This window comes from Streptomyces sp. NPDC004051 (genome assembly GCF_053604275.1).
In genome coordinates this window covers 103,348-123,524 of record NZ_JBSGHG010000019.1, presented here as the reverse complement: position 1 = coordinate 123,524, position 20,177 = coordinate 103,348, and the positions used below count along the sequence as shown (strand labels likewise).

Annotated in this window: 17 protein-coding genes and 2 pseudogenes; 8 read left to right on the top strand and 11 right to left on the bottom strand. The window is 69.8% G+C overall.

The features are described from left to right. Both ACWEQO_RS20745 and ACWEQO_RS20740 read right to left on the bottom strand, forming a co-directional pair. A partial coding sequence (locus tag ACWEQO_RS20745) for a carboxyl transferase domain-containing protein (RefSeq protein WP_452984763.1) occupies window positions 1-302 on the bottom strand: 302 nt, incomplete at its 3' end. A gap of 42 nt (window positions 303-344) precedes the next feature. Then, complete coding sequence (locus ACWEQO_RS20740) at window positions 345-1,931, bottom strand: acyl-CoA mutase large subunit family protein (RefSeq protein ID WP_361459803.1); 1,587 nt, start codon at window positions 1,929-1,931, stop codon at window positions 345-347. Between the two features lie 100 nt (window positions 1,932-2,031). On the opposite strand from ACWEQO_RS20740, the gene ACWEQO_RS20735 reads away from it, so the two are divergent. Beyond that, entirely contained in the window at window positions 2,032-2,718 is a 687-nt protein-coding gene (locus tag ACWEQO_RS20735) for a TetR family transcriptional regulator (protein ID WP_361459802.1), read from the top strand. A gap of 113 nt (window positions 2,719-2,831) precedes the next feature. Here ACWEQO_RS20735 and ACWEQO_RS20730 read toward each other — a convergent pair whose 3' ends face one another. Then, a complete protein-coding gene (locus tag ACWEQO_RS20730; protein WP_452984762.1) occupies window positions 2,832-4,052 on the bottom strand; it encodes an RNA polymerase sigma factor in 1,221 nt (406 codons plus the stop codon). Between the two features lie 8 nt (window positions 4,053-4,060). Then, on the bottom strand, window positions 4,061-4,468 hold the full coding sequence (locus ACWEQO_RS20725) for a YciI family protein (RefSeq protein WP_452984756.1): 408 nt from the start codon (window positions 4,466-4,468) through the stop codon (window positions 4,061-4,063). A 179-nt stretch (window positions 4,469-4,647) separates the two neighbouring features. Here ACWEQO_RS20725 and ACWEQO_RS20720 point away from each other — a divergent pair, with 179 nt between their 5' ends. After that, window positions 4,648-5,772 (top strand): CapA family protein, encoded by a 1,125-nt coding sequence (locus ACWEQO_RS20720; RefSeq protein WP_361459800.1) that lies wholly within the window; start codon window positions 4,648-4,650, stop codon window positions 5,770-5,772. A 110-nt stretch (window positions 5,773-5,882) separates the two neighbouring features. Further along, a pseudogene (locus ACWEQO_RS20715) lies at window positions 5,883-6,290 on the top strand (IS5/IS1182 family transposase); the annotation flags it as partial. 5 nt (window positions 6,291-6,295) lie between these two features. Here ACWEQO_RS20715 and ACWEQO_RS20710 read toward each other — a convergent pair. Then, on the bottom strand, window positions 6,296-7,261 hold the full coding sequence (locus ACWEQO_RS20710) for a hypothetical protein (RefSeq protein WP_452984755.1): 966 nt from the start codon (window positions 7,259-7,261) through the stop codon (window positions 6,296-6,298). Window positions 7,262-7,828: 567 nt separating this feature from the next. Here ACWEQO_RS20710 and ACWEQO_RS20705 point away from each other — a divergent pair. The 3 genes from ACWEQO_RS20705 to ACWEQO_RS20695 all read left to right on the top strand — a co-directional run bounded on the left by ACWEQO_RS20705 (window position 7,829) and on the right by ACWEQO_RS20695 (window position 12,341). Continuing rightward, entirely contained in the window at window positions 7,829-8,314 is a 486-nt protein-coding gene (locus ACWEQO_RS20705) for a hypothetical protein (protein WP_452984754.1), read from the top strand. 494 nt (window positions 8,315-8,808) lie between these two features. Next, complete coding sequence (locus tag ACWEQO_RS20700; RefSeq protein ID WP_452984753.1) at window positions 8,809-10,359, top strand: hypothetical protein; 1,551 nt, start codon at window positions 8,809-8,811, stop codon at window positions 10,357-10,359. A 110-nt stretch (window positions 10,360-10,469) separates the two neighbouring features. Next, entirely contained in the window at window positions 10,470-12,341 is a 1,872-nt protein-coding gene (locus ACWEQO_RS20695; protein ID WP_361459796.1) for a DNA/RNA non-specific endonuclease, read from the top strand. 99 nt (window positions 12,342-12,440) lie between these two features. Here ACWEQO_RS20695 and ACWEQO_RS20690 read toward each other — a convergent pair whose 3' ends face one another. Both ACWEQO_RS20690 and ACWEQO_RS20685 read right to left on the bottom strand, forming a co-directional pair. Further along, on the bottom strand, window positions 12,441-14,525 hold the full coding sequence (locus tag ACWEQO_RS20690; RefSeq protein WP_361459795.1) for a trypsin-like serine peptidase: 2,085 nt from the start codon (window positions 14,523-14,525) through the stop codon (window positions 12,441-12,443). A 674-nt stretch (window positions 14,526-15,199) separates the two neighbouring features. Then, complete coding sequence (locus ACWEQO_RS20685) at window positions 15,200-15,481, bottom strand: hypothetical protein (protein ID WP_452984764.1); 282 nt, start codon at window positions 15,479-15,481, stop codon at window positions 15,200-15,202. On the opposite strand from ACWEQO_RS20685, the pseudogene ACWEQO_RS20680 reads away from it, so the two are divergent. Both ACWEQO_RS20680 and ACWEQO_RS20675 read left to right on the top strand, forming a co-directional pair. Then, window positions 15,480-15,653 (top strand): annotated as a pseudogene (locus ACWEQO_RS20680) (hypothetical protein); the annotation flags it as partial. The gene ACWEQO_RS20685 and the pseudogene ACWEQO_RS20680 sit on opposite strands and share 2 nt — an antisense overlap. Window positions 15,654-15,771: 118 nt before the next feature. Beyond that, entirely contained in the window at window positions 15,772-16,419 is a 648-nt protein-coding gene (locus ACWEQO_RS20675; RefSeq protein WP_452984752.1) for a peptidoglycan-binding protein, read from the top strand. A gap of 107 nt (window positions 16,420-16,526) precedes the next feature. On the opposite strand, the gene ACWEQO_RS20670 is transcribed toward ACWEQO_RS20675, so the two are convergent. From ACWEQO_RS20670 to ACWEQO_RS20655, 4 genes are all read right to left on the bottom strand, one after another. After that, window positions 16,527-16,808, bottom strand: a complete 282-nt coding sequence (locus ACWEQO_RS20670; protein ID WP_452984751.1) for a hypothetical protein — start codon at window positions 16,806-16,808, stop codon at window positions 16,527-16,529. Between the two features lie 162 nt (window positions 16,809-16,970). Further along, the gene (gene sbnA, locus ACWEQO_RS20665) at window positions 16,971-18,032 is read right to left on the bottom strand and encodes a 2,3-diaminopropionate biosynthesis protein SbnA (RefSeq protein WP_452984750.1); all 1,062 of its coding nucleotides are present in this window, start codon (window positions 18,030-18,032) and stop codon (window positions 16,971-16,973) included. A 41-nt stretch (window positions 18,033-18,073) separates the two neighbouring features. Then, window positions 18,074-19,144 carry a 2,3-diaminopropionate biosynthesis protein SbnB gene (gene sbnB, locus ACWEQO_RS20660; protein WP_452984749.1) on the bottom strand — a complete coding sequence of 357 codons (1,071 nt, stop codon included), beginning with the start codon at window positions 19,142-19,144 and terminating at the stop codon, window positions 18,074-18,076. Next, window positions 19,141-20,148 carry a TauD/TfdA family dioxygenase gene (locus tag ACWEQO_RS20655; protein WP_361459790.1) on the bottom strand — a complete coding sequence of 336 codons (1,008 nt, stop codon included), beginning with the start codon at window positions 20,146-20,148 and terminating at the stop codon, window positions 19,141-19,143. Before ACWEQO_RS20655 ends, sbnB begins: the two co-directional genes overlap by 4 nt. Between the last annotated feature and the right edge of the window lie 29 nt (window positions 20,149-20,177).

Genomic DNA, 20,177 nt, shown 5'->3' with positions numbered 1-20,177 from the left:
CCGCCGAAGACGGTGAAGTCCTGGGAGAAGACGGCCACCGGGCGGCCGTCGACGGTGCCGTAGCCGGTGATCACGCCGTCGCCGTAGGGGCGGTTTTCCTGCAGGCCGAAGCCGGTGGCGCGGTGCCGGGCGAACTCGTCCAGCTCCACGAAGGAGTCGTCGTCCAGCAGCAGGGCGATCCGTTCCCGGGCGGTCAGCTTGCCCTTGGCGTGCTGTTTGGCCACCGCGCGCTGCGAGCCGGCGTGGGTGGCCTGGTCGATGCGGTGCTGCAGGTCCGCGAGCTTGCCCGCGGTCGTACGCATGTCGATGTCGTTCACTGGTTGTTCCACTCCGGAGCTCACTGGTCAGAAGGTGTCGTGGGGGACGTGTACGCCCCATACGTCGCGCAGCGCGTGGGAGACCTCACCGACCGTGGCGTGCCCCCGCAGGGCCTCCCGTATCGCGGGGAGCACGTTCTCGGTGCCCTGGGCGGCGGCGCGCAGGGCGTCGAGGGCGCGTTCGAGGGCGTCGTTGTCGCGGTCCCCGCGCAGGACGGCGAGGCGTTCCCGCTGGTCGAACTCGATCTGGGGATCCACGCGCAGCGGCTCGTACGGTTCCTCCTCGTCCAGGACGAACGTGTTGACGCCGACCACGGTGCGTTCCTTGTTGTCGATCTCCTGGGAGATCAGGTAGGCGGAGCGCTCGATCTCGGACTTCTGGAAACCCTGCTCGATGGCCGCGACGGCGCCGCCGCGGTCCTCGACGGCCTGCATCAACTCCAGCACCGCCGCCTCGATCTCGTCGGTCATCGACTCCATGAAGTAGGACCCCGCGAAGGGGTCGACGGTCTTGGTCACATCGGTTTCGTGAGCGATGACCTGCTGGGTGCGCAGGGCCAGCCGTGCTGCCTTCTGGGTGGGCAGGGCGATGGCCTCGTCGTAGGAGTTGGTGTGCAGGGACTGAGTCCCGCCCAGGACCGCCCCCAGGCCCTGCAGTGCGACCCGGACCAGGTTGACTTCCGGCTGCTGGGCCGTCAGCTGCACACCGGCGGTCTGCGTGTGGAAGCGCAGCATCTGTGACTTCGGATTCCGGGCGCCGAACTCCTCGCGCATGACGCGGGCCCAGATGCGGCGGGCGGCGCGGAACTTCGCGACCTCCTCCAGCAGCGTGGTGCGGGCGACGAAGAAGAAGGACAGGCGCGGAGCGAAGTCGTCGACGTCCAGGCCCGCGGCGAGCGCGGCGCGCACGTACTCCCTGGCGTTGGCGAGGGTGAACGCGATCTCCTGCGCGGGCGTGGCCCCGGCCTCGGCCATGTGGTAGCCGGAGATGGAGATGGTGTTCCAGCGCGGCAGCTCTCGGTGGCAGTAAGCGAAGATGTCGCTGATCAGCCGCAGTGACTGCTTCGGCGGGAAGATGTAGGTGCCACGGGCGATGTACTCCTTGAGCACGTCGTTCTGGATCGTCCCGGTCAGCAGGTCGCCCGGGACGCCCTGCTCGGCGGCGACCAGCTGGTACAGCAGGAGGAGTGTCGAGGCCGGCGCGTTGATCGTCATCGACGTCGACACCTTGTCGAGCGGCAGACCCCGGAACAGCGTGCGCATGTCCTCGATCGAGTCGATCGCCACACCGACCTTGCCGACCTCGCCCTGGGCGATGGCCTCGTCGGAGTCGTAGCCCATCTGGGTGGGCAGGTCGAAGGCCACGCTCAGGCCCCCGGTGCCGGCGCCGACCAGCTCGTGGTAGCGCTCGTTGGACTCCTTCGCGGTGCCGAAGCCGGCGTACTGCCGCATCGTCCACGGCCGGCCGGTGTACATCGACGGGTACACGCCCCGGGTGAACGGGAACCGCCCCGGCGCGCCCAGCTTGGCGTCCGCGTCGAAGTCCGCCGGTGTCCCGGCGTCGTAGACCGGCTTGATCGGCAGCCCGGACTCGCTGCGTGCGAGAGAACCCACGATGACCTCCTGTGGTACTCCATCTCTTTTGAACGGTACGCAGTACCATTCCATTGGGCAAGTGGCCACCGAAGGACACGACAGGGAAAGATGGGTGATCATGAGCAAGCCAGCCGCGCGGACCCGGCTCTCGGAGGCCGCCTTCGCCCTGTTCGACGAGCGCGGATACGAGCAGACCACCGTCGACGACATCGCCGAACGCGCCGGCGTGGGCCGCACGACCTTCTTCCGGTACTACCCGGCGAAGGAAGACGTGATCTTCCCCGACCACGACCGGATGCTGGACCAGATCAAGGACCGCCTGGCCACCTCCAACCACGAGACCGCCCTGGCCGCCGTCTCCGACGCGGTCCGCCTGGTGCTGCTGCACTACCTCGACGAAGGCGACCTCGCCCGCCGGCGGTACCGGCTCACCAGCAAGGTCGCCGCGCTCCGCGACCGCGAGATCGCCAGTGTGGCCCGCTACCAGCGCCTGTTCCGCGAGTTCATCTCGAACTGGCTGGGAGACTCCGGCGAGTCGACCTCGCTCAGGTCCGAGCTCATGGCCGCGTCCGTGGTCGCGGCCCACAACCACGTGCTGCGCCGATGGCTCCGGGGCGAGTCCCCCGACCCCGTCGGGGAGGTCGACGCCGCGATGCGCGAGGTGCTCGCCCTGTTCCCGGGTCCGCAGTCCCGCTCGGAGACGGACGCCGGCGGCACCACGGTCGTCGCCTTCCGGAGCGGACAGGACATCGACGTGTTGCTCCCCTCACTGCGGCGCCTCCTCGAGGACCACCCCGAGCAGTGAACACGTCCGGCCCGCCCCGCGCCCCTCGATGAGGGCGCCCGCTCGCGTCGAGGCGACTGCTCCGGCCACGGGACCGGGTCACAGACAGCGGGAGGATCCGAAAGCGCGGCCCGTCAGGGGCGCCGGCGGGTGTTGAGCCGGGCCGCCTGACGTGTCAGGTGGTCGCGCTCGGCGAGGTCGGGCGCCTTCAGGGCCGCCTCGGCGTACAGCCGGGCCGCCGTCGCCGGGTCGCCGTCGCGCTCGTGGAGGTACGCCGCCACCGCGGTGTGGCGGGGCAGTGAGGCGTCCAGTTCCGCGAGCGCCGCCAGCCCGGCACGCGGCCCGTCGGCCTCGCCGACGGCCACCGCTCGGTTGAGCCGGACCACCGGGCTGCCGGTCAGGCGGGCGAGCTCGTCGTACCACTCGACGATCTGCGCCCAGTCGGTCTCCTCGGCGGTGGGCGCGTCGGCGTGGAGTGCCGCGATGGCGGCCTGGGCCTGGAACTCGCCCAGCCGGTCGCGGGCGAGGGCCGCCTGAAGGATCTCGACGCCCTCCGCGATCAGCGCGGTGTCCCATCGGCCACGGTCCTGTTCGGTGAGCGGCACCAGGCCCCCGTCGGGCGCGGTCCGGGCGGCGCGCCGGGCGTGGTGGAGCAGCATGAGCGCGAGCAGCCCCGCCGCCTCGGGGTGGTCGACGGCGGCCGCGAGCCGCCGGGTGAGCCGGACGGCCTCGGCGGCGAGGTCGACGTCGCCGGAGTAGCCCTCGTTGAAGACCAGGTAGAGGACGCGCAGCACGGTCGCGACGTCACCGGGCCGGTCGAACCTTCCCCGAGCTCCTGGCTCTTCCCCCACTCTCGGCTTCGCTCGAGCGGGGGGACCCCCATGAGCGGGGGAGACCCCGCTGTCGGCCACGGTGCGCTTGGCGCGGCTGATCCTCTGCGCCATGGTCGCCTCGGGCACCAGGTAGGCCCGGGCGATCTGGCGGGTGGTCAGCCCGCCGACGGCGCGCAGCGTGAGCGCGACGGCGGACGACGGCGTCAGCGACGGGTGGGCGCACAGGAAGTAGAGCTGGAGGGTGTCGTCCACCCCGGACGCGGGCCCGGGCGCCGGCTCCTCGTCGACGAGGTCCTCACGTCGGCGGCGGGCGGCGTCCGCCCGCCTCGCGTCGAGGAACCGGCGCCAGGCCACGGTGACCAGCCAGCCCCTCGCGTCCCGCGGAGGATCGGCCGGCCAGGCGCGGAGCGCCTCGACCAGCGCGTCCTGCACGGCGTCCTCGGCCGCCGCGAAATCGGCTCCGCGGCGGACGAGGATCCCGAGCACGCCCGGTACGAGGCTCCGGAGCAGGACCTCGTCCATGGACGAGGTCACTCCGTGACGGTGGGCGGAGCGGCCAGGAACGGGCGTACCTCGAGCCACTCGTGGATCGGCTTCCCGCCCGCTCCGGGGGCGGCCGACAGTTCCCCGGCCAGCTCGAGGGCACGTGCGTGGGTGTCGACGTCGATGACCATCCAGCCGGCGATGAGATCCTTGGTCTCGGCGAACGGGCCGTCGGTGACCGGAGGCCGCCCCTCACCGCCGTACCGGACGAACGTCCCCTCGGGGGCGAGCGCCTGGCTGTCGACGAACTCGCCGGTCTTCTCGAGCCGGGCCGCGAAGTCGTTCATGTACTGCACGTGGGCCGAGATCTCCTGCGGTGTCCACCGGTCCATGGGCACGTCGTTGACCGGGGCCGGAGCGCCGCGGTAGTGCTTGAGCAGCAAGTACTTGGCCATCGTGTTTCTCCTCGGTGCTGGTGTGCCCCATTGTGGGCGCGTTCACCGCGGGGACGTAGCCGGCCAGGGGTTCTCGACATCGACGTCCGGTTTTTTGGCCCTCGTGGGCGAGCCCGGGAGAGGGCCCGCCCGATGAGAGGCCCGGCCCGTTTCGGCAGGCACGCGTCTACCGTGGTGATATGCGCGGCGACGTGGTGACGCTGTTCGTGTGCGGCGATGTGATGCTCGGCCGCGGCGTCGACCAGATCCTGGCCTGCCCCGGCGATCCGGCGCTGCGGGAGCCCTGCGTCACGGATGCCCGCGCCTACGTCCGCATGGCCGAGTCGGTCAATGGACCGATCCCGGCCCCCGTGCCCCCGTCCTGGCCGTGGGGTGAGGCACTCCGACTGCTGGACGGGACCGCCCCGGACGTACGGATCGTCAACCTCGAGACCTCCATCACGCGCAGTGACGCGTTCGCCCCCGGCAAGGCGGTTCACTACCGCATGCATCCGGCCAACGTGCCCGCCCTGACGGTGGCCCGGCCCGACGTCTGCGTCCTGGCCAACAACCATGTGCTGGACTTCGGCAGGGCGGGCCTGGCGGAGACGCTGGAGACGCTCGACGGCTCGGGCCTGCGGGTGGCGGGCGCGGGGCGAAGCGCCGACGAGGCGTACCGGCCGGCAGCGGTCCCCGTCAGAACCGGCGGCCGTGTCCTCGTCCTCGCGCTGGGGGCGAGCTCCAGCGGTGTCCCGTCCGGCTGGGTGGCGACCGCGGCCCGCTCCGGCGTCGCCCGTCTCCCCGACCTGTCGGCCGGCACGGCCGCCGCGGTGGTGGAGCGCATGCAGCGGGCGAAACGTGAGGGCGACACGGTGGTCGTGTCGGTGCACTGGGGCTCCAACTGGGGCTACCACGTTCCCCGCGAGCAGATCCGTTTCGCGCACGCGTTGGTGGACGGCGGCGCTGCCCTCGTCCACGGGCACTCCTCGCACCACCCCCGCCCCATAGAGGTGTACCGGCAGCGACTGGTGCTGTACGGCTGCGGTGACTTCATCGACGACTACGAGGGCATCGGCGGGTACGAGGAGTACCGCGACGACCTCCGGCTCGCCTACCTCGTCACGGTGGCGGCGGACACCGGCCGGTTCCTGGGCCTGCGCATGGTGCCCCTGTGCTCCCGGCGCATGCGGCTGGAGCCCGCCTCGCACCAGGACGCCGCCTGGATGCACGCCACCCTCGACCGGGTCAGCGCTCCCGCGCACCCGGTCCTCGAACCGGACGGCACACTCTCGCTGGAGCCGAACCACCGACGCCCGGCGCTCTGAGATCCCGCTTCCCGCTCTTTCGTGCGCCCGGAGTTCACCCGGATCCGAGCGGAACTTGTCATCGAGCCTTTTCCGACCGCCTCCGGAGTCCGGCAGGTGGGCTGACAACGTCGACGAAGGCGTATCCGCTCCCGGACGGAACGCTGCTGCCGATCGGCCGGGGGAGCCTCCCGGCCGAAGGCCGGGGGACATCGCCGCGGACCGGCCGTACCACTTTGGCAGACACAGGAGGCACGGGAGGGACGTGCAGGCCTCGCCGATCCCTTCGGCCGGCCGCTGTGAGGGCTCCACCGGCCCTGCCCGGCGCCGTCCACGCCGTCCGCGCACACGGCATCGCCGGCGCCCTCGCCGAGGCCGGCGTCACGTGCTGGGCGGGCAGGGGGCCGGGGTGCCGGCGGCACGGTCCGCACCCCGTGCCGGGACGGTGGGAGGCCCTCGCCACCGGCCGACAGGCGGTGAACCGGCCCCACGCGCAGATCCGGGCACTCGTCGAGCAGGTCGCCCGGACGTCGTGGCGGGCCCGTCAGGACCGGTTACGGAACGGCCATGGCCTTCTGCCGGAACTCGGCAAGGAGGGGACAGGTGCTTCGGCCCTCGGAACGTCCTCGGGTCGTGGCGGTGGCGAATCGAACGACCTCCACGATCCCCGGACATTCTCCATGACGGCATTACCCTGCCGATCGATCATTCGCGTCAATGCTTCCTGGGCTATGCCGAGTGCTACGGCCCAGGCGGCGATCTGCGCTTGAGTGTCCAATGCTGAGAGGCCCGGAATGAATTTACCGTGGATCAGTATCAGGCCGAGGAGGGCGGACAGGACACCGACCGGAAGGCGCAGGGCCAGCAAACTCAGCGGCACCATGTACGGCGTGAGCGTCCCCTGTATATGGCGAATGGAAACCGCTCCGGCCATTGCGGCTGCACACATGCCGAGCGACCCGACCAGCAAGCCGTCGTCGCCGTCCGCGCTCCCGCCCGCAGGGCAGACGAGCTCTGTCGCCAGCGGATCGCCCGGGGTGGGAGCCGGCGGCTCGAAGCAGAGCAGACTCGGCATGCCATCAGGATGCAGGTACCCTGAAAGTACAAGCAACGTGGCGATGACCGACATGGCGAGGAACGAATACAGTACAACGTTCCGAAAGCTGCGGACCCGTGCTATCTCTGATTCCTCGACATGGTTGGCGGCATGCAGTACATTGACCGCCAGCTCTCTGAATTCATTGCCCAGGACGTTGTTGTTGTTGCGAAGATGCTCCGACAACACCTTCAGGCGCGGGTCGTCCTCGCCCAAATGCTGTACCCCTTGCGCAAGCACCACCGGTCCGCGCCAGCGGACCTCATGGTCGGGCGCTAACTGCAGAAGTATCAGTTCGGCTTCATGGATGTTTGAGAGCACTCGATCTTTTGAAGATGCGCCGCTCAGAGTGGGTCGTCGATCTTCGGCGGCGTTTCGCGCCGCGTCCAGAATGGCGTGGGCCTTGCGTGCCAACTTTCTTTCAGGGGGAGCGAGTCGGCCTGCTTCGACTCTGTCGAGCTGCGCCTGAAGTACCGCGACGTGCGCGCAGGCGCGATGCCGCCAGGAGCCGCGTCTTCCTCGTGCGGCTACGTCCCGATCCCCACTTTCCAGGTGTGCTTCCGTCCGGCGGGAAACGAATCTCATATTTACAGCCTGATCGCGCGCTCTGTGCGACTGCAACTCGAACGGGGACGGCGAGCCCCCGCGGACCTCCTGCGACAGGGGTGCGTTTTCTCCGATTCGGAAAACCGTGTCCCCATCCGGTTCGAACACCACCCGGCCGGCGGCGGTTTCGGATCCGACGTGCCCCCGCCGCAGACGTGGGGGCCGACCCACCCTCCTCAAGCTCTTCGAGCAGGAGCCCTACGAGCGGAAGGGACCCCCATCGTCCCCGCTCGCCCGCGCTGATGAAGACGCCGTCGATTTCCCGCGACCTGATCTGCCGGACCGGCCCAGCCCGTACCAGCGGTACCGGCGGCCCGTGGGACGTGGGGCGTGGGACGTCTGCCGGGGCCGGGAACGCTGTCATCCTCGTCGTCCATGGATGTCAGTACCTTCTACGCACTCTTCTCCACCACCTGCTTCGCCCTGGTCGGCTTGTGGTGGAACGTGGTGCAGAGCCACACCGACTGGCTGCGCGAGCCGGCTCTGCGCCGCGTCGTCGGTGGGATCTACCTGTCCTTCCTGCTGCCCGCTGTGATGGGCCTGTTCGCCCAGGTCGGCGGCACCGAGCAGCCGCAGATCTGGCGGACGGCCTTCATCGCCCTCTCCGTGATCGGCTGCTTGTGCACCCTGCGGCTGCTGGCCCGTTCCCGGGGAGACCCCTTCCTCACCTGGCAGCAGGCCGCCGCCGCACTGCTCTACGCCCTGATCGCCGTCGTCGGTGCTTTCCCCGAACTCGCCCGCCACGCAGGGCTGCGCCCCATCCAGGCCGAGGCTCTCATGCTGATCGGTCTGATCATCCTGGCTCATGCCCTGGTCTGGCGGTACATGGCGGGGGAGGGCCGTGCCGAGGAGGAGGACTGACGTCGGGAGTGACCACATCGGACCGTCGCCCGCTGACGTCTGCGCCAGGGAACCGTTGCAGCGGCCTGACCGCGGTCACCTCCGGTGGCCGGCATCGGTGAGGGCCTTCACCGCGGGTCCGGCGGCCAGGAGTTGATCGACCCCCACGGCCGGCGGATTCGATACCCCTGGCCACCGAAGATCGCTGCACGAGTCGGTCAGCCGTCGACCACCGGCAAGGGGCTCGACCGCCGGAACCGAAAACCACGCGGTTTCCGGGCCCGGCCCAGCTGGGCATCACCGCACCCGTGTTGGACCGGTCGGTCACCGGCCTCCCCGTGATCCTCACTGGCGAAGGACCCGCTGTGCCGGTCCTTCCGGCGTCGCGGCATGAAGTTGCCGTGCGATGAGGGTGCGAGGAGACTGGAAAAGAGGGGGTGCTCCTCAGGCTGCGGGTCCGGGAGCCGTGTCGTCACCGGCCAGGACCTCCGCACCGATGTGAAGAGGCGAGAGCGATGTCACGGCACCACCACCGACGTGGCCGTCTCGTCGAGGCTGAAGAACTCGACGGCGTCATCGCGGTCAAGACGGGCGCGGCTCCCCAGGAGAGGGTCACCGAAAGAGAGACGCATCCGGGAAGCAGTGCTCGTGGGGAGATACGCGAAGCGGGCATCGGCGACGAGACGACCGAAGCCTTCGCCCGAGCGAGCTGGATATGCGTCAGGCCGAACCGGCGGGCCCGCGAGGCACTCGCCACGGGTGACGAGATCCCCAGCGCGGAGGCGGCCGGCAAGGTCATCCGGCGGCCCAGCGGCAGGACCGGTGTCGCGACCGACGCGTTGACCGGCCGGTCGGAGCCGACACCGTCGAAGGAGGAAGCCGAGCGCGAGCTCGAGACCGCCGTCTCGACCGTCGTCAACGGACTCCGCTTCGCGGAGAACCTGGACGAGGTACGGGCCCCGGCGTCGCGGGACGCCCTCGCGGCCTCCGCCGAACTCCACGGCAACGGTCGTTTCTTCTTCGCCGAACCGTCGTTCACCGAGCACGCCCCCGCCCGGTTCGGGCCCACCGGGGCCCGGCATCCGCGACAGCGGCAAGGGAGGAACGCCGGGACCACCGGCGGCACCTCGGAGGCCGGCGTCCACATCCAGTCGGCCTGGGACCGCACCTTCGGGACAGGAATCAGAGTCGCCGTCATCGACAACGGCTTTGACACGGAGCCCCCGGACCTCGCAGCCGGGATGGACCGGTTGTCGGGATTCTTCACCGACAGGGCGGGAGGCACGGGCGCGGCCTCCGAGTACAACCTGATGCCGCCGGCGTGCCTGCCGGACCAGGTCGGTACGCAGACGACGCCGGCCCGCGCCATGGCCTGCGCCACCGGTCCTTCGACGGAAGTCCCCGGGGCCGGTCCAGGGAGCGGGGCGGACCTCCTGGTCAGCAGCCTGGGACCGGACGGCGCGCACTGGGACCTGACCGGCGTTTCGGGACTCGCTCTCGAATTCGCCGCCGCCAAGGGCCGCCAGGGCAAGGGAACGCCGATCTGCTGGGCGGCGAGCAACGGCAGGAACGTCGGCATCGCCAGGGACGAAGTGGTCTCCCGTCCGGATGTGATCGCCGTGGTGCGGTCGACCCACCAGGATTGGGAGGACAACGCGGCACGCGGACCGAAGGTCGAACTGATCGCTCCCGGCGCCGACGTCCTGAGCACCGCTTCCGGAGGCGGTTACGGAACCAGCACCGGCACCGGCTTCGCCGGCTCCCTGCGCGGCCGGGTGCGCGGCACTTGTGCCGGCGGTGAACGCCCGCCTCACGCGCGGCCAACTGCGCGAGGTGATGCACGAGTCGGCAGACAAGACCGGAGAGCCGGGAGTCCGGTACGACGCAGCCGGTCACAACGACGACTACGGCTTCGTCAGGGGGAACGCCTCCCAGGCCGTCACGCTCGCCCACGGGACGAGGCCATGAGCGAGGAGCCGCGGTCTTCCGCCGCCACGGAGGTGTCCGGCTGCACGATCGAATGCGGTGACACGTGCCGACCGGTGTCGGCGGCACGTGAACGATGACTGCTTACCGTAGGTGAAGGTGGTTGTCCGAGGGGTCGTTGCCGGCCGCCGACCGAGCCGTGGGCGCGCCTCGCATACGCCGCCTTCTTCGGTGAAGGGACGAGCCTGCCATGGCCACCAAGACCAAGAAGAAGAGCACTTCGCCGGCCAAGAAGCCGACACCCTCGGAGGAGGAGCTGATCGCCTCGCTGCGACGTTACCTCCGCACCCGTGGGCCTGAGCTGCTGGAGGATCCGAACATCAACTCCGTGGGCATCGGCCGCAAGCTCACCGGTGGGCGGCGTGGCAAGCAGGTCGCGCTGCAGTTCACCGTGGACAGCAAGGCCGAGCCGGAGGTGCTGGAGACGCTGGGCACCACGCTGATACCCGAGACGATCACGGTGGACGGCACCGAGGTGCCCACCGACGTCATCGAGCGCAGCTACAAACCGCAGTTCCGAAGGGTGGCCGAGGCCAAGAGCCCGGTACGCAAGACCCGCCTGGACCCGATCGAACCCGGGGTGAGTGTCGGGTCGGTGACGGTCTCGGCGGGCACGATCGGCTGCATCGTCTACGACAAGTCCGACGGTTCCCCCTACGTGCTGAGCAACTGGCACGTGCTGCAGGGCCCGCGCGGCGAACTGGGTGCGGAGATCGTCCAGCCCGGACCGCACGACGACAACCGCGTCCACCGCAACCACCTGGGCACGCTCAAGAGGTCCCACCTGGGCGTGGCCGGGGACTGTGCGATCGCCACCATCGAGGACCGCGCCTTCGTCCAGGAGATCTTCGAACTGGGCGTGGCCCCCGGGGAGCTGGGAGAGCCGGAGCTCGACGACAAGGTCATCGCCAGCGGACGGACCACCGGCGTCACCCACGGCATCGTCCGCCGCATCGAAACCATCGCCAAGCTCGACTACGGCGGCCAGGTCGGGAACAAGGCCATCGGCTGCTTCGAAATAGGCCCTGACCCCGACCGACCGCCCGAGACCGGGGAGATCAGCAGCGGTGGCGACTCCGGCGCGGTGTGGCTCTTCGAACAGGGCGGACGCCCCGGCACGGTCATGGCCGGGCTGCACTTCGGCGGTGAAGCCGCGGGCGACCCGGACGAGCACGCACTGGCATGTCTGGCGACCTCGGTGTTCGAGAAGCTCGAGATCAGCCTGACCCCGCCGGCCCCGGAAGACATCCGGACCATCACCGGATACGCCCCGGACTTCCTCGACGAGCGGATCGACGTCCCGCAGTTGGACGCGGACCTCACCCGCGACGCGGTCCGCCTCGACGGTTCCGAGGTGGTCTCCTACACGCACTTCTCGCTCGCCCTGAGCAAGAAGCGGCGCTTCCCCTTCTGGGTGGGCTGGAACATCAACGGTGGCACCTTGAAGAAGCTCAGCCGCAACGGCATCCCGTTCGTCAAGGACCCGAGGCTGCCCGCCACCGCACAGGTGGGCAACGAACTGTACGAGAACAACCGGCTCGACCGCGGACACATAGCCCGCCGCGCCGACCTGCTGTGGGGCAGCCTGCCGGAAGCCGAGAAGGCCAACACCGACTCGTTCTTCTACACCAACATCACCCCGCAGATGGACGACTTCAACCAGAGTTCCAAGAACGGGCTGTGGGGCGAACTGGAGGACGCCGTCTTCGCCGACACGGAGGTCGACGACCTCAAGGTCAGCGTGTTCGGCGGGCCGGTGTTCCAGGAGGACGACCGTACCTTCCGCGGGGTGAGGATCCCCCGCGAGTTCTGGAAAGTCATCGTCTTCACCGAGCTCGGCAAGCTGAAGACCAAGGGGTTCCTGCTCACCCAGAACCTCGACCAGCTCGAGAGCCTGGAACTCGATGAGTTCCGCGTCTTCCAGGTCACCCTCGGCGAACTCGAGAACCGCACCCGGCTCAGCTTCCCGGCCGTCCTGCACAAGGGCGACACCCTTCAGGTACCTGAAGCCGTCGCCGACCGGACCCCCTTGGAGACCCTGTCCGACATCCAGTGGGACTGATCGAGGGAACCGCCTGCCGTCGGAGCCGGGAGCGCCGGCGGCAGGCGGTCCCAGCTCCGCGCGAGTCCTGCCGGAGCCGCGCGACCGGCCCGCCGTCGCTCAGCCGGCGAGGTGACCGCCGATCGACCGGGCGACGTCAGCGTGAGCGAGATACTCCGTGATGCTGTGGGCCCGGTCGCGGGCATTGACGACGGCCAGGTCGGTCAGGCCGTCCGCCCAGTCGTCGGCCAGCGGACATCCGATGGCCACCGCGTCGGTCGGGCACCACGCGTTGAGCCAGTCCGCCACCTTCTCCGGGCTCTTCGGCCCCCCGGACAGGAGCCGGTTGTACACGCTGTTCATCCCGAGGGGACTGCCCACCGTGGTCAGGTGGACGACCTCCACACCGGGAGACAGCCGAGTGATGAGGTCCATGCCGACGACCGTGCCCAGGCTGTGGCTGACGAGGACCATCTCACCCGCGGTCGGCACGGTCTCGAGCACGCAGCCCAGGACCTCCTCGCGGATCCGCTGATCGTCGAGGTACGCGGCCACGTCACGGAAGATCAGGGAGATGGCCCATGTGTCGAGATCGCTTCTGGCGGCCAGCCAGCCCAGATGCCGCCACACGGCGCCGACCGCGGGGTCCAGGTTCAGCCCTTCGGCGGCCTGCTGCGTCTCGGGCGGCACGTACCACTTGGCGGCCGCCTCGCCGATGATCTCCTCGTACACCGCGCGGGTGGGAGGAGAGCCGGGTGCGACGACCGCCGGGGCCTCGGTGGCCAGGGGAACGGATTCCTGTGTCCCGAGAGCCCGCACCAGACGGTCTCCGTAGAACGGGAACCAGACGTCCGCCGGATCGACCGTCGCCAGCCCGGCCCGGACGAGCCCCTGATTGAGCCCCGCGGCCCATTCGCGGCGCAGTGCCTCGGGATCCTTGCCCTGCTGGGCGCGACCGTGCAGGAAGACCAGATGTCGCCTGCCGCCGAACGCGCCGCCCCGGGCGCGCAGGCCCGTTGCACGTGGGGAGACCGCCTCGGGGGACGCCCGCCCGACGGGAGCGGAAGGAGCGGCCGGCCCGGCGACGGCACCCGTGGTCGCGGGGGCCGGCCCGGCCACGGAACCGGTGGTCCCGGCCGCCGCAGGGGAACCGCCCAACCCCGATTCCGGTCCCATGCCGGCCAGCAGCGCCCGCTGTTCGGTGCCGAGCGGCAGCGACGCGAGATGCCTCAGGACGGAACTGATGCGCACCCCCTCGTTGGACACCCAGTCGATGGTGTCGTCGCCGTCACCGGGCTGCCGGACCCGGCCGTCGCGGCGCAGGAGGCGGCCCTGTTCATCGGTCCTGGGCACACCGCTGTGGTGGAGGGCGATGACCTCCCACTGGTCGTTGAAGACCGGGGAGCCCGAGTTCCCGGGCTCGGTGTCCGTGCGGTAGTGGAGGAAATCGTCCAAGCGCACCTGCAGGGCGTTGTCGCGCACGGCGATCTCCTTCAGACGCCCCATCGGATGGCCGATGATGTTGACCGGCTCGCCGATCACCAGCTTGCCCCGCTGGGCGCTGAGCCGGTGCCAGCCGAAAGCCTCGCCCGGTGGCCTCAGGTCGGGACCGGGGGAGACCAGTACCAGGGCGAAATCGAGACGCTTGTCCGCCGTGAAGAACCCGTCCGGGGCGAACTCCAGCCGCGTCGGCGGCTGCGGGGTGTTGTCGACGGTGACCTGGGCGTCGAACTCCACGAAGCAGTGCCGAGCGGCCTCAGCGTCGGGGAGGACATGATGATTGGTCATCAGCAGGCTGGGCGACACCAGGAAACCGGTGCCGATCGGCAGCTCGCGGCCGTTCTCCCGCGCCGAGATCCGGGCGATGCTGCGTGCGGCCCGGGCGCCGCGCGGCAGGAAGCTCCATGCCTGCAGCTCCTTGGAGACACCGAGAATCCGCTCGAACGCGGCGGACGGCGCCAGCGGTTCGGCGCGGACCGCCTCCACCACCATGGCGGCCGGTACGGCCTGCCGGTCGAGCAGCCGGGCAGCCCGCACCGCCAGTGCTTCCGGTGAATCAGGGAAACCCACCCCGGCCTCCTGCTGCCGCTCGACCTCCCGGCGCTGCTCGCTGGTCTCGTCGTAGCGGGCGGCGGCCGCCGCCGCCTGGTGTTCCCGCTCACCGCGGGACCTGTCCGCGACGTCCATGGCGTCCATGACCTTCATGACCTTCACCGTCCTTCGAGGACGCGGAACTGCGCGAAGGAATCCCCCGGCCCGGTGAGAAGAGCACCCGGACCGTCCGGCGTCCGCCCCGACGCAGGACACCGTGGGGCACGCGATCGCGGGCTCGTCTCCGCGTTCCTCCGAAAGCCCTTGATGGAACTCGACGGGGCGGCGAGGCGGTGCCGGTTCCACACGGCCGTCGGGGCGACCGGCCCTCACGGGCGACCGGCGGACGCCGAGGTCGGCCGTGTCGCACCCCCGCTCGTTTCCATGGTGCGCCTCACGGGGAACCACGGCGACCCGTGGCCTTCGGATTTCTCGCCCGGCGTGGAGCCCGCGACAGCAGATCCGGAGAGCCGGGTGTCCGCATGGAGCCGGGTTTGCGTGCGGCTTCCATCGGGCGCATGGTGGAACCAGGGGTGACCGCGGCGGTAGGTGGCGCGCGGGCCCCGGGAAGGGGTGCAGAGCCGCCCGGCAGGTGCGTTGCCGTGCCGACCGACAGGCTCACCCCTTGACGGCCTCCAGTGCTCGGGAGGCACGATGGTTGCTCTTTCCCACGTGCGGTTCGGCAGGCGCAACGATGAGGACAAGGCCGTTCAGAAGGCACTCATCGGAGTCGGAGCGGACATCCCTGCGGGAGCCACCGGATTCTTCGGCGAGCAGACGAGATCGGCCTACGCGGCATGGCGGCGCATGCTGGGATTCACCGACTCGGCCGCCGATGGATTCCCCGGCTGCTCCTCGCTGACCGAACTCGGCGCCGGATGCGGGTTCGTCGTGGACTGCCACCATCCCGGGGCCATCGCCAAGAGTTCCGTGCGTTTCTCGAGGAACTTGGGAGTGGCCGTCGGGGAGGCCACGGCCCGCACGTTCGCCGAGCAGGCGTGCGACAGGACCGGCGCACCGAGGAGCTGGGTCACGGGGGTCGGCAACGGAGCGAACCTGCTGACCCTCATGTCCCGAGAGTCGTCCTACCAGCCGAACGCGGTGAACCCGGACGACGTCAACGCAACAGGTCCGGTGCAGTCGGACGGTGCCAGGCTCAACTGCTCACGCGGCTACGCCCAGGTGATTTCCGTGACGTCCGCCGAGAACCACCAGGCGGGCACGTCCGACCGCATCTACGACCCGGTGGCGAACATCTCCGCGGCAATCAACTACATCTGGCGCCGGTACGGGGACATCTCGCGCGTTCAACAGGCGAACCCGCGTCGTGGACCGGCCCCTTACCGAAGGAGGGAAGGCCATGCCCGCGTTGGCACCGTTCCCAGGAGCGGCATTCTTCCACAAGGGTCAACGCAGCCCCGTGATCACCGCGATGGGCAAACGTCTGGTGGCGGAAGGGTGCGGGAAGTACCGGACGGGTCCTGGCCCGGAGTGGACCGACACCGATCAGCAGTCGTACGCCGCCTGGCAGCGCAAGCTCGGGTTCGCAGGGGATGAGGCCAACGGCATTCCGGGCAAGACCTCCTGGGACCGGCTGTGCGTCCCGAGGACGACGACCACGACTCCTGGTGCCCGCGTCGCATCTCCCGTACCGGGACACCGCACCACCACCCCCTACCGGAAGGAAGGACCCCACTGGAGCCTGGGCTACCACACCGGCGCGGACTACGCCGCTCCGCGCGGTACGCCGTGTGTCGCGGTGCGCAACGGTTCCATAGCACGCAGCGGACACGACTCCAGCTTCGGCGACTTCCTCGTGCTGCGCGCCGGCGGATTCGACTTCTGGTACTGCCACCTCTCCGAGCAGACCGTGAAAGGAGGCTCGGTCAGGGCCGGCCAGAAGATCGGAGAAGTCGGCTCCACCGGGCACGCCACCGGCCCTCATCTCCACTTCGAGAAGCGCCCGGCCGGAGGCCGTTTCGCATCCGACGTGCCCCCCAACTGGTAGTCGGCAAGTGGCCCGCCCGGCCCGAAGCCGGCGGCGGGCGGCGCCGAACCGCTTCGGCGAGGGCCGGACAGAACCGGGACGGCGGTCCGGCCCCGCTCGTCAGCCCGTCAGCAGTTCTCGCTGATCACCTGCTCGAGAGTGTCGAGGGACAACTCGTCCCGCTCGAGCTGCTCCTCCAGGACCGCCACCCTCTGTTCGAGGGCGGCAATCGCCTTCTGGTCCGGATCCGGCTGCCCCTTGAGGTGACCGATCTCGCCTCGCAGACGGGAGATCTCGCCTCGCAGACGGGAGATCTCGTCTCTGCGGCGTCGGATCTCTCGACGGGCGCTCTCCGCCGCACGGCGCATCATGGCACAGGGACTCTCGGTCCTCACCGCCTCGGCTGCCATCTCATAACTCCTTGTTCTTCCGGTACCTCTGTGCGGACTGCTCCGGCACCCGGAACACGTCCCGTGTCGTCGCTCCCCGTTCGGAGGAACCAGCGCACGGAGGGGAGGGGGACCCGTTCGGGGGGACCGCTGATCCAGGACCGTCCCACCGGACGGTGTCCGTCATCGCCGCCGTCGCCGTTTCGCGGGCGGACGAGGAGGACGGGGCGGGCGGCTCCCCTGGAACGTGGGCACGGGGTCGGCCGCCCAGGGGCCGGTGGCCGTCTCATCGGAGTCGAGCATCTCCTCGCCGTAAAGATCGTGCAGCCAGTTGGACTGGTAAATGGTGTCGAGATAGCGCTCGCCGAGATCCGGGGCGATGGCCACCGAGGTGAGTCCACGTGTGTCGTGGTCGTCCAGCCAACGCATCGCGCCGCTGACGACCGTGCCGGTGGAGCCACCGAAGAGGAACCCGCGTTTGGCCAGGCGATGGCACGTACGGATGGTGTCCGTCTCCTCGACGCGTATCACCTCGTCCACGTAGGACTCGTCGAGCAGCGGCGGAGGTATGCTCATGCCGAGCCCGGGAATCATGCGGCGGCCCGGCGCGCCACCGAAGGTCACCGAACCGACGCTGTCCACCGCGACGATCCGTACCGGCCGGTGCCACTGGCGGAAATAGCGTGCGCAGCCCATCAGGGTTCCGGTGGTGCCGGCGCCGACGAACAGCACGTCCAGGTGCGGGAAGTGCCGGGCGATCTCCGGCGCCGTTTTGCGGTAGTGCGCCGTCCAGTTGCCCGGATTGGTGTACTGACTGAGCCACACGTACCGGTCGTCGGCATCGCACAGCGCACGGACGTAGTCGATCCGCGCGCCCAGAAAGCCGCCTTTGGCGTCCGAGGCGGCGATGGTGTGCACCCGGCTGCCCAACGCCTCCATCAGGAGTCTGGTCGACAGGTTGCAGCGTGAGTCCGTCACGCACAGGAACCGGTACCCCTTGCTCGCCGCGATCATGCTCAGCGCCACGCCGAGGTTGCCGGACGAGGACTCGACCAGGATCGACTGCGGTGTGAGCTCTCCGTCCCGTTCGGCGGCCTCCACCATCTCGGTCGCGGCCTTCAGTTTGATCGAGCCGGCGAAGTTGAAGCCCTCGCACTTCAGGAGCAGGGGACGCCCGAAGAGGGGCTCGAGGTCGACGTAGAGCTGGGACTCGTTGAAGGCGTGGGGAGAGGATATGACAGGCATGACGGCTTCCTCCTCGTCTGCGGCAGGGTGCTCCCGGACGGTCATCCGTAACGGCGCAGTTCGTGGAAGAAGTCATCGATGACGTGCAGCTCCTTGGAGCGGACCAGTTCGTCGTAGACGTACTTGCCGACCGCGAGGTCGAGCACCCCGAGGCCGAAGGGCGAGAACACCACCGGCCGGTCCGTGGGCACTGTCACCCGCCCGGCCATCACGTCGTCCAGCGTGCCCTGCAGGAAGTCCCGGTTGCCCGTGAGCTGCTCGGCCAGATGCGGTGAGGTGCCGGCCTTCAGACAGTGCTCGACGTCATCCACGACATTGGTCGAGGCGAGAACGATCTCCGGCGCGAGGTCGCGCAGCGACACGTGCAGAACCACGGGATTGTGCGAGAACCACGTGGGATCGCTGACGTGCGGCTCACCGGCGACGGTGGCGAAGACCACCAGGTCGCTGCCGCGGATCAGTTCCTCGGCGCTGTGGTGCACCGTGATCCGGCCTGGGGCGCCCGACTGTTCGAGGTAGCGGCGGAACCCTGCCGCGCTCTCGGGAGACAGGTCGTGCAGGCCTGTCTCCTCGAACGACCAGCCGTTGCCGACCAGGAACGTGTGGATGTAGCGGGCGATCAGCCCCGTACCGAAGAACCCGACGCGCGTGGGCCGTGACCGGTCCCGGCTGAGGCGGTCCGCGGCCAACGCCGCGGACGCGGCCGTCCTGGTGGCGCTGATGATGGAGCTCTCCAGGCACGCGAACGGGTAGCCGGTCTGCTGGTCGTTGAGGATCAGCACGGCGGACGCCCGGGGGATGCCGGCCTGCACGTTCTCCGGGAAACTGGAGATCCACTTCACGCCGTCCACCCGTACGTGCCCGCCGATCGAGGCCGGCAGCGCGATGATCCGGGAGGCCGGACGGTCGGGGAACCGCAGGAAGTACGACGGCGGGTTCACCGAGTCTCCGGCACCGTGCAGCCGGTAGGTGACCTCGGCCAACTCGACGAGCTGCTTCTCGCGTCCCTCCAGCACCTGCTGGACCTGGGCGCCGGAGATCACCGAGAAGGGCCGCACGCTGTGCGGTCCGCTTGTCGCGGACGCCGTCACGGAGGCGGGGACGCCGGTCATCGGGAGGTCACCTCGAAGGTCGGCGAACAGTCGGACATGCGCACCGGGTCGGCCATCGCGACGAGCACGTCGCGCGGCCCCTCGAAGGGCTCCCGGCTGTGCGCGGTGCGCAGGTTGTCGACGATCATCAGATCGCCGGCCTGCCACGGCTCGCGTGCGGTGTGGATCTCGTAGACCTTGTTGAGCAGGTGCACCACGTCCTCGCCGATCGGGTCGCCGTTTCCGAAACGGGTGTTGAACGGCAGCCCGTCGGCGCCGTAGACCTCGACGAGGTACTCGCGGACCTCGGGGGCCAAGGTCCACTCGTTGAGGAACGCGACCTGGTTGAACCAGCAGCGCCGCCCGGTGACCGGATGGCGCAGCACGGCGCTGCGGCGCTGCCTGGTGCGCAGGGTCCCGTCGGGCTGCCATGCGAACTCGATCGCGTTGGCGCGGCAGTAACTCTCGACCGCCTCCCGCTCGTCGCTGCCGAACGCCTCGACGAGGGAGGACCCGATCTCGTCGTTGTAACTGCGGGTGAGCAGCCAGCCCTCCCGCTCGAACCGTTCGGTCAGCGCGGCGGGCAGTTCCTCGAGCACACTCGCCGCGTCGGCCACTCCGGTGGCCCCGCCCCGGTCGGGCGCGGTGAGGCAGGCGAACAGCATCAGACCGGGGAACTCGAGGGTGTAGCTCTGCTCATGGTGCATGCACATCGGCTGGTTCGGCGGCCACTGCGCCGAGGAGTACACGCCGTCGGCATAGGTCCGCCGGGGTGCGAAAGCCTCCCGCTCGGCCATCAGACGGGTGCTCAGCCGCTCGAAGACGGCACTGGCCCCGGCCACATCGCACAGCCCGAGGCCGCGGATCAGGAGGCAGCCGTGTTCGGCGACGACGGCGCGCAGCGCCTCTCGGTGCTCGGCTGCCCAGCGCGGCGCGTCGCCGGTGCTCCCGGCCCGCAGTACCGGCGGCCGACCGGGCCGGAGTTCGACCTCGTCGAGCAGTGACGCCGGGGATATGAAGGACATCCTGTTTTCCTTTCAGTGTGCAGCTGTGT

Coding starts and splice junctions, on each gene's coding strand:
- ACWEQO_RS20735 (WP_361459802.1), top strand. CDS start 2,032: ATGAGCAAGCCAGCCGCGCGGACCCGGCTCTCGGAGGCCGCCTTCGCC.
- ACWEQO_RS20730 (WP_452984762.1), bottom strand. CDS start 4,052: ATGGACGAGGTCCTGCTCCGGAGCCTCGTACCGGGCGTGCTCGGGATC.
- ACWEQO_RS20725 (WP_452984756.1), bottom strand. CDS start 4,468: ATGGCCAAGTACTTGCTGCTCAAGCACTACCGCGGCGCTCCGGCCCCG.
- ACWEQO_RS20720 (WP_361459800.1), top strand. CDS start 4,648: ATGCGCGGCGACGTGGTGACGCTGTTCGTGTGCGGCGATGTGATGCTC.
- ACWEQO_RS20705 (WP_452984754.1), top strand. CDS start 7,829: ATGGATGTCAGTACCTTCTACGCACTCTTCTCCACCACCTGCTTCGCC.
- ACWEQO_RS20700 (WP_452984753.1), top strand. CDS start 8,809: ATGTCACGGCACCACCACCGACGTGGCCGTCTCGTCGAGGCTGAAGAA.
- ACWEQO_RS20695 (WP_361459796.1), top strand. CDS start 10,470: ATGGCCACCAAGACCAAGAAGAAGAGCACTTCGCCGGCCAAGAAGCCG.
- ACWEQO_RS20690 (WP_361459795.1), bottom strand. CDS start 14,525: ATGAAGGTCATGGACGCCATGGACGTCGCGGACAGGTCCCGCGGTGAG.
- ACWEQO_RS20685 (WP_452984764.1), bottom strand. CDS start 15,481: ATGAGGGTCAGCAGGTTCGCTCCGTTGCCGACCCCCGTGACCCAGCTC.
- ACWEQO_RS20675 (WP_452984752.1), top strand. CDS start 15,772: ATGCCCGCGTTGGCACCGTTCCCAGGAGCGGCATTCTTCCACAAGGGT.
- ACWEQO_RS20670 (WP_452984751.1), bottom strand. CDS start 16,808: ATGGCAGCCGAGGCGGTGAGGACCGAGAGTCCCTGTGCCATGATGCGC.
- sbnA (WP_452984750.1), bottom strand. CDS start 18,032: ATGCCTGTCATATCCTCTCCCCACGCCTTCAACGAGTCCCAGCTCTAC.
- sbnB (WP_452984749.1), bottom strand. CDS start 19,144: ATGACCGGCGTCCCCGCCTCCGTGACGGCGTCCGCGACAAGCGGACCG.
- ACWEQO_RS20655 (WP_361459790.1), bottom strand. CDS start 20,148: ATGTCCTTCATATCCCCGGCGTCACTGCTCGACGAGGTCGAACTCCGG.